The sequence below is a fragment of the Micromonospora inaquosa genome, from assembly GCF_003857055.1.
Taxonomy (GTDB): Bacteria; Actinomycetota; Actinomycetes; order Mycobacteriales; family Micromonosporaceae; genus Micromonospora; species Micromonospora inaquosa.
Map to the genome: position 1 here is coordinate 1 of NZ_QGSZ01000069.1, position 6,890 is coordinate 6,890.

At 71.8% G+C, this 6,890-nt stretch carries 7 protein-coding genes; all 7 read right to left on the reverse strand.

From position 1 onward, the window contains the following. The coding region (locus DLJ59_RS01020; RefSeq protein WP_124770643.1) for a proton-conducting transporter transmembrane domain-containing protein at positions 1–1,374 on the reverse strand (1,374 nt) is incomplete at its 3' end. Next, positions 1,374–2,033 (reverse strand): hypothetical protein, encoded by a 660-nt coding sequence (locus DLJ59_RS01025; protein WP_124770644.1) that lies wholly within the window; start codon positions 2,031–2,033, stop codon positions 1,374–1,376. The genes DLJ59_RS01025 and DLJ59_RS01020, both read right to left, overlap by 1 nt. A 15-nt stretch (positions 2,034–2,048) precedes the next feature. After that, entirely contained in the window at positions 2,049–2,993 is a 945-nt protein-coding gene (locus tag DLJ59_RS01030) for a respiratory chain complex I subunit 1 family protein (RefSeq protein ID WP_124770645.1), read from the reverse strand. A gap of 100 nt (positions 2,994–3,093) precedes the next feature. Further along, a complete protein-coding gene (locus DLJ59_RS01035; RefSeq protein ID WP_124770646.1) occupies positions 3,094–5,112 on the reverse strand; it encodes a proton-conducting transporter transmembrane domain-containing protein in 2,019 nt (672 codons plus the stop codon). Beyond that, positions 5,109–5,552 (reverse strand): NADH-quinone oxidoreductase subunit B family protein, encoded by a 444-nt coding sequence (locus DLJ59_RS01040; protein ID WP_208648514.1) that lies wholly within the window; start codon positions 5,550–5,552, stop codon positions 5,109–5,111. Before DLJ59_RS01040 ends, DLJ59_RS01035 begins: the two co-directional genes overlap by 4 nt. Before the next feature lie 118 nt (positions 5,553–5,670). After that, the gene (locus DLJ59_RS01045; RefSeq protein WP_208648515.1) at positions 5,671–6,018 is read right to left on the reverse strand and encodes an ArsR/SmtB family transcription factor; all 348 of its coding nucleotides are present in this window, start codon (positions 6,016–6,018) and stop codon (positions 5,671–5,673) included. After that, positions 6,015–6,236, reverse strand: a complete 222-nt coding sequence (locus DLJ59_RS01050; protein ID WP_124770648.1) for a hypothetical protein — start codon at positions 6,234–6,236, stop codon at positions 6,015–6,017. The genes DLJ59_RS01045 and DLJ59_RS01050 overlap by 4 nt, the downstream gene beginning before the upstream one ends. Positions 6,237–6,890 lie beyond the last annotated feature (654 nt).

Below are 6,890 nucleotides of genomic sequence, written 5' to 3' on the forward strand. Positions count from 1 at the left end.
ATACGAGGTTACTACGCGTCTCGTGGGCTCGGAGATTGGTATCAGAGACGGGTCGGGTGGGCCGAGCAGCATGCCGGCGCCGTGCCGGGCCAGGGCGGCGAAGGAGATCAGGACGAGGGCGAATGCGACGGCGATGGCCCAGCCGTGGCCGGCGGCCAGGCCGGCGCGGGCGATGCCGAGTTCGGAGGCGAAGAGGCTGAACGGGGGCAGTCCGAGCAGGGCGAGCAGGGCGAGGCCCAAGCTGCCGGCGAGGGCGGGGTGGCGGCCGGCCAGGCCGCGTACTGCGGCGATGCGGGTGCTGCCGGTGGTGGTCAGCAGCTGCCCGGCGCCGCAGAACGCGACGGCTTTGCCGAGGCCGTGGCCGAGGATGTGCAGCAGCACCGCGGTGATCGCCAGCCGGCTGCCGATGGCGGTGCCGAGGGCGACCAGGCCCATGTGTTCGATGGAGGAGTAGGCGAGCATCCGTTTGTAGTCCCGCTGGGAGATCAGCAGTAGGGCCGCGACGGCGAGGGATGCCAGTGCCGCGACGAGCAGCAGGGCGCGGGCGTATGTCGGGCCGAGGACTGCGTCGGTGATGGTCTTGTAGCGCAGGATGGCGTAGAAGGCGACCGACAGGAGTACGCCGGACATGAGGGCGGAGACGGGGGCGGGGGCCTGGCTGTGCGCGTCGGGGAGCCAGGCGTGCATGGGGGCGAGGCCGGCTTTGGTGCCGAAGCCGAGCAGGATCAGCCCGGCGGCCAGCCGGGTGAGGTCGGGGTCGAGACTGGCGGTATGGGCGGCAAGGTGGGTCCAGTTCAGGGCGGCGGTGCCGTGAGCGCCGGCGGCGACCGAGGCCGCGTAGACGCAGACGGTGCCCAGGAAGGCGATGCCGATGCCGACCGAGCACAGCACCACGTACTTCCAGGCGGCCTCGACGGAGGCGCGGGTTCGGCGGTGGCCGACGAGGAACGCGGTGACGATGGTGGTGCCCTCGACCGCGACCCACAGCAGGCCGAGGTTGTCGGCCAGCACGGCGAGGCTCATCGCGGCCAGGAACAGTTGCACGAGGATGAGGTAGCGGCGCTCCGTGGCCGGGTCGCCGCTTCCGGTGGTCGCCTCGTCGGCCAGGTGGTGCACGCTGGCCCAGCAGGCCACGGTGGCCACGGCGCCGATGACGATGAGCATGAACGCGGTCAGCGCGTCGGCGCGCAGCAGGCCCGCGGTGACGGGCTGCGCGTCGGTGACGGTGGCGGCCAGGGCGCCGCCGGCGGCCAGGATGGCTGCGGCGGCGGCGAGTCCGATCCAGGCGGCGACGCGGCGGCCAAGCGCGGCGGCGGCGCCCGCGGCGGCGAGGGGAGCCAGCAGGGGTAGGTACAGGGTGAGGATAGGGCTCATCAGTCGTGCAGCTCTCGTAGGTCATCGAGGTCGGTGTCGCCGAAGGCGGCCTGCAGGCGGGTGGTGAGCACCTGCAGCACGAGTACGGCCAGCCCCAGGTCGGCGGAGACGCCCAACTCCACCACCAGCGGCACGCCGCCGGTGGCCAGGAACGCGACAGCAGCGATGCCGTTGTCGATCAGCAGCACGCCGATGATCTGGGAGATCGCCCGCCGGCGGGTGGCGGCCAGGAAGAACCCGATGAGCAGCACGGCGATGCCCACCGGGGCGGCCCGCGCCGCCGGTGAGGGGGCGAGGGCGACCAGCGGCCGGGCGGCGGCGTACGCGAGCAGCGTCAGCGCCGCGGCGGCCAGCAGCGACGCGGACACGTTGACCAGCGGGGCCGTCTCGCGGGCTTCGGGCACCCGGTGCAGGATCCGGCGCAGCAGCCAGGGCAGCACCGCGGCCTTGAGGATCCCGACGCCGACGGCCACCGCGGCGACCTCACCGCTGCGCTGTTCGGCGGCGAGCAGGACGGCGATGCCGGTCAGAGCCACGCCCTGTACGGTGAGCAGCCCGATCAGGGCGGACAGTTCCCGGCGCCCCAGCACGCCGACGGCGGTGAGTAGGAAGAGCCCGCAGGCGAGGTTGAGCAGTTGGGTGTTGGCCGCGCCGGTCACGATTGCTCCTCCACGTCAGGCCAGCACGGCGGAGGTGATGACGGCCAGCAGGCCCAGCACGAACGAGCCAGCGAGTAGCTCGGGGACACGGAACAGGCGCAGCTTCGCGGCGAACACCTCACCGACGGCGAGGAGCCCGCCCAGGACGCCCAGCTTGCCCAGGAACACGACGGCGGCCAGGGCGACCGAGCCGGGGTGGAGGCTGGTAGCCACCCCCCAGGGCACGAACAGGTTGGCCAGCAGGCCGAGCAGGATGGTCAGCCGCATCGCCGAGGCCCACTCGACCAGGGCCAGGTCGCGGCCGGAGTACTCGAGCACCATAGCCTCGTGCACCATGGTGAGTTCCAGATGCGTGGCCGGGTTGTCCACCGGCAACCGGCCCGCTTCGGCCAGGGTCGCGATCGCCAGCGCGGCGGCGGCGAGGGCGCTCGCGGGGGTCAAGATCCGGGCCTGATCCGAGACCCCGGCGGCGACGATGGCACCGAGGTTGGTCGACCCGACACGGGTGGACAGGGCGAACACCGACAGCAACAGGGTCGGTTCGACCAACGCGGCGATGGTCATCTCCCGGCTGGCGCCCATTCCGCCGAACGCGGTGCCGGTGTCCAGACCGGCCAATGCGAGGGCGGCCGTGCCGAGTAGCAGCAGTCCGACCACGACGATGAGGTCGACGCCGGCGGACAGCGGACCACGGGTGGACAGGTACGGCGCGGCGGTGGCGACCAGCACACTGGTGGCCATCAGCACCGCGGGCGCGGCGGTGAAAAACATGCCCGCGTCGGCGGGGATCAGCGGCTCCTTGCGGAGCTGCTTGCCCAGGTCCCGCCATGGCTGGACGAGCCGGCCGCCGGCGCGGCCCTCCAGCCGGGCGCGGACGGCGCGCGTGAAGCCGACCAGCAGCGGGGCGACGGCGGCGACCAGCACCGCCTGCGCCACTGCCATGATCCAGGCGGCGCTCATGCGGACCCCACGATGTCGGGCTCCCAGCGAACACGCGCCGCCCCCGGAGCGTCTCCGCCCGAGGAGAGAGTTGGCCGGCTGCGCAACGTGGTGGTGGGCGTCATCGAAGCACTCCCGCGACCAACACCGCCACGAGAGCGGTGAGCATGTACGCCAGGTAGCGGTGCACGCTGCCGGTGGCCAACCGGCAGGCAGCCCGGCCGACAGCGTCGGCGGCGACGATCACCGGCCGGTACAGGCGGGACTCCACCCGGTCCGGCAACCGCCGCCGATACTCAACCGCCCGCACCAGATAGGCCGACTCGGCGGAGTGAGTGACATCAACGTCCTGCTCGGGGGCGAGAACGTCCTCGAAGACTCGTTGCAACGGTTCGGCGAACGAGGTCGCCGTGTACTCCATCCGGGCGGTCAGCGGCCCGTCACCGCAGTCCCACGCCCTCGCCCGACGTCGCGGCCGGCCAGCGGCGCGCGCCACGGCGGCGAAGCCGACAGCGATCCCGACCACGCCGACAGCGATCCACAGCGGGGAGATGCTGGACGCGATACCGGCCAGCCGCAGGTCGATACCGCTGCCGTGCAGCGGCGCGGACTCGACCCGCAGGCCGGTGGCGATCCGATCCAGGGCTGGCGCGGCCACCGTCGGGACGACGGCCAGCCCGGTGCAGACCGCCGCGGCCAGACCCATGCCGGCAAGCATCGTGGGTGGGGACTCGATCGCGGCGGCCGCGGCGGCGCTGCGCGGGCGGGCCAGGAACCCGGTGCCGAGCGCCTTGACGAAGGTGGCCACCCCCACTCCGGCGGTCAGGGCGACCACGGCGACCGCGACCGGAGCGGCGATGGTCAGCACGGTACCGCCGGCCGGGACCTGGTGCAGCAGCGCCTGCAGCAGCAGCCACTCGGAGACGAAGCCGTTGCCCGGCGGCAGCGCCGCCGCGCCGAGAGCCCCAACGGTCACTAGGCCGGTGGTCACCGGCATCCGCCGCGACAGCCCGCCCAACTGGTCGAGGTCGCGGGTGCCGGTAGCGTGCAGCACCGACCCGGCCCCGCAGAACAACAGCGCCTTGAACCCAGCGTGGTTGGCGGTATGCAGGAACGCCGCAGCCAGCGCCGCCCCGGCCCCGGCGAGCTGCCCAGCCGCGGCCAGAAGCCCGGCCGCAGCCAAGCCCAGCAGGATCAAGCCGATGTTCTCACTGGTGGAGAACGCCAGTAGCCGCTTCAAATCGGTCGCCACCGCCGCCTGCAGGATCCCGTACAGGGCCGAGACCGCACCCACTGCGCCCAGCAGCAGCCACCACCAGCGCGGCCCGCCACCCAGCAGGTCGAAGGCGACCCGCACGATGCCGTACACGCCGAGCTTCACCATCGCGGCACTCATCAACGCCGACACGTGCGACGGCGCCTCGGCGTGCGCCCGGGGCAGCCACGGATGCAGCGGCACCGCCCCGGCCTTCGACGCGAACCCCGCCATACACAGCAGGAACACCCCGCTGGACACCAGCGGCGACAGCTCTGCCGCGCCGGCGCGCACCGCGGCGAACGACTCCCCACCGACCGCCGCGGCCAGCCACGCCAACCCCAACAGGATGACCACGAATCCGGCCTGGGTCATCGCCGCGTACCACAACCCCGCGGTGCGCACGGCCGGGCTGTGCCGATGCTCGGAGAGCACCAGCAGCAGCGACGTCACCGCCATCAACTCCCAGGCCAGCAGGAACGTTGACACGCTGCCCGCTACCGGCACCAGCAGCATCGCCGCCACGAACAGCGGCAACAGCGCCAGCGCGCCACGGGCGGCCGGACCGCGTCCGGTCCGGCCGGTGTATCCCACCGTGTACACACCGACCACCGCGGCCACCCCGCCGACCAGCAGCAGGAACCAACCCGCCAGGGCATCCACCGCCAGGGTCACCCCGGCCAGTGGCAACAGGCCGGCCACTCGTACCTGCCACCCGGTGCCTGACACCGCGGCGGCACCCGCGACGGCACCGGCGACACCGGCGGCGACGGTCGCCGCACCCACCGCCGCCGACCGCCAACGGGCCGGCAGCACCAGCCCCGCCGAGGCGCCGAGGCCGGCCAGAGCCAGCGCCGCGCACAAGGCGACCGCGACCCGGTTCACCGGCCCGACAAGCGGCGCAGCGCCGACACGATCGCTGCAGGTTCCGGCGGGCAACCCGGCACCTGCAGGTCCACCGGCACGACCGTGGCCACCGGTCCATGCACCCCGTACCCGCCAGCGAACATCCCACAGTCGCGGGCGCAGTCGCCCACCGCGACCACCAGCCTCGGTTCCGGCATCGCCTCGTACGTCTTACGCAGCGGCCCCGCCATGTTGACGGTCACCGGGCCGGTCACCGTCAACACGTCCGCGTGCCGCGGTGAGGCCACCAACCGCACCCCGTGCCGTTCGGCGTCATACACCGGGCTGAACGCCTGCCCGAGCTCGATCTCGCAACCGTTGCACGACCCGGCGTCCACATGCCGCACCTGCACCGACCCACCCAAGCCGGCCGCTGCGGGCAGCGGTTCCACCGGCACGTCAGGCTCAGGTTCAGCCACCCGACCCACACCGCGGATCTTGCCGATCAGTCCCAACGTCCGATTCCCCTCATGCGAGCTGCCAAGGCCGACAGCAGGGTGCGTTCGTGCCCCTGCGCCAGGGCGGATGCCGTCGCGCTCATGAGGGATCCGCCCGCTCGGTTGCGGCCCGCAGGTCACCCAGGAGCTCCGCCTGGCTGGTCAACACCTCGGTCAGGATCCGGCGTGCCACCGCCAGCAACTCGGCCACCTGCGGGCTGACCAGCGAGTAGTACACGGTCGAACCCTCTCGACGCGTCAATACCAGGTTCGCCCGGCGCAGCACCGCCAACTGCTGCGACAGGTGCGCCGGCTCGATACCCACCTGCGGCAGCAACTCCGAAACCGCCTGCTCGCGTTCGGCGAGGAGTTCGAGGACCCGGATCCGCGCCGGATGCCCCAGCGTCTTGAAAAACTCGGCCTTCGCCTGATACAGCGGCATGCTCACGTGCCCACCCCTTCCTGCGGGAACACGCTACGAGCCGCGTCCTGCCGGGGCACGCTTCGCACCACCGGATCGATACGGCGCCGCCGCTCAGCCGAGACCGCCCCCGTGGACACCACCCTCTCGCCGGCGATGAGCGACGTCAGGGCGTCAACGGTCCGAACCGGCGCGACATCAGCCAGCGGCCGGTCCTGCCGCCCCTCGATCCCGACGAATTTCATGACTCGCTAAAGTTAGCAAGTCATGAGGGCGTCAGGAAGCTGATCCCACGGGCGCAACCGATCGTCCGGTCGGGTACGCCCGGTGACCAGACGCCTGCAACCCGTGTTGGTGGAAGCCGACATCGCGCCAGCTGCCCCGCCACTCCGGTGATGGAGCGTCCAGCTTCGGAGAACGGTTGGCAGGGAGGGCGCTCTGACCCGGCATGGCCCGCCGGTCCCATCTCTCGTACGGCGGGCCATGCCGTCCAATCGCACCCGCACGACACCGAGCACCGTTGGTGTCAGCGGCCGTCTGACCGCGAAGACGGGATCATCCGAGACCGGTGACCCGACCCCCGCCGATGTGCCCCTGTGGCCGCGTCGAGGTCGTTACAGCCTCAGAAGAAGGCCCTGGTCGCCGTCGGCAACTCGGTACTGACCATCGGCTGGCACCGTGCTGTCCGACCCGCAGACGCGCTACCACGACCTCAACGCAGACTTCTACGACGCCTGAATTAATAAGGGGTTAGGCCCAATGCCGCGTAGTTAGGGCTTGCAGAGAAATAACCCGTAGCTTCGGGGAGCTTCGTTCGTTGCTGTGGTATGGGCGTCATGGTGGAGACCCGGGACATGCTCGCGGCGAAGTTCGAGGTGATCTTCCCGCATCTGGACGAG

Coding starts and splice junctions, on each gene's coding strand:
- DLJ59_RS01030 (WP_124770645.1), bottom strand. CDS start 2,993: ATGAGCGCCGCCTGGATCATGGCAGTGGCGCAGGCGGTGCTGGTCGCC.
- DLJ59_RS01050 (WP_124770648.1), bottom strand. CDS start 6,236: ATGAAATTCGTCGGGATCGAGGGGCGGCAGGACCGGCCGCTGGCTGAT.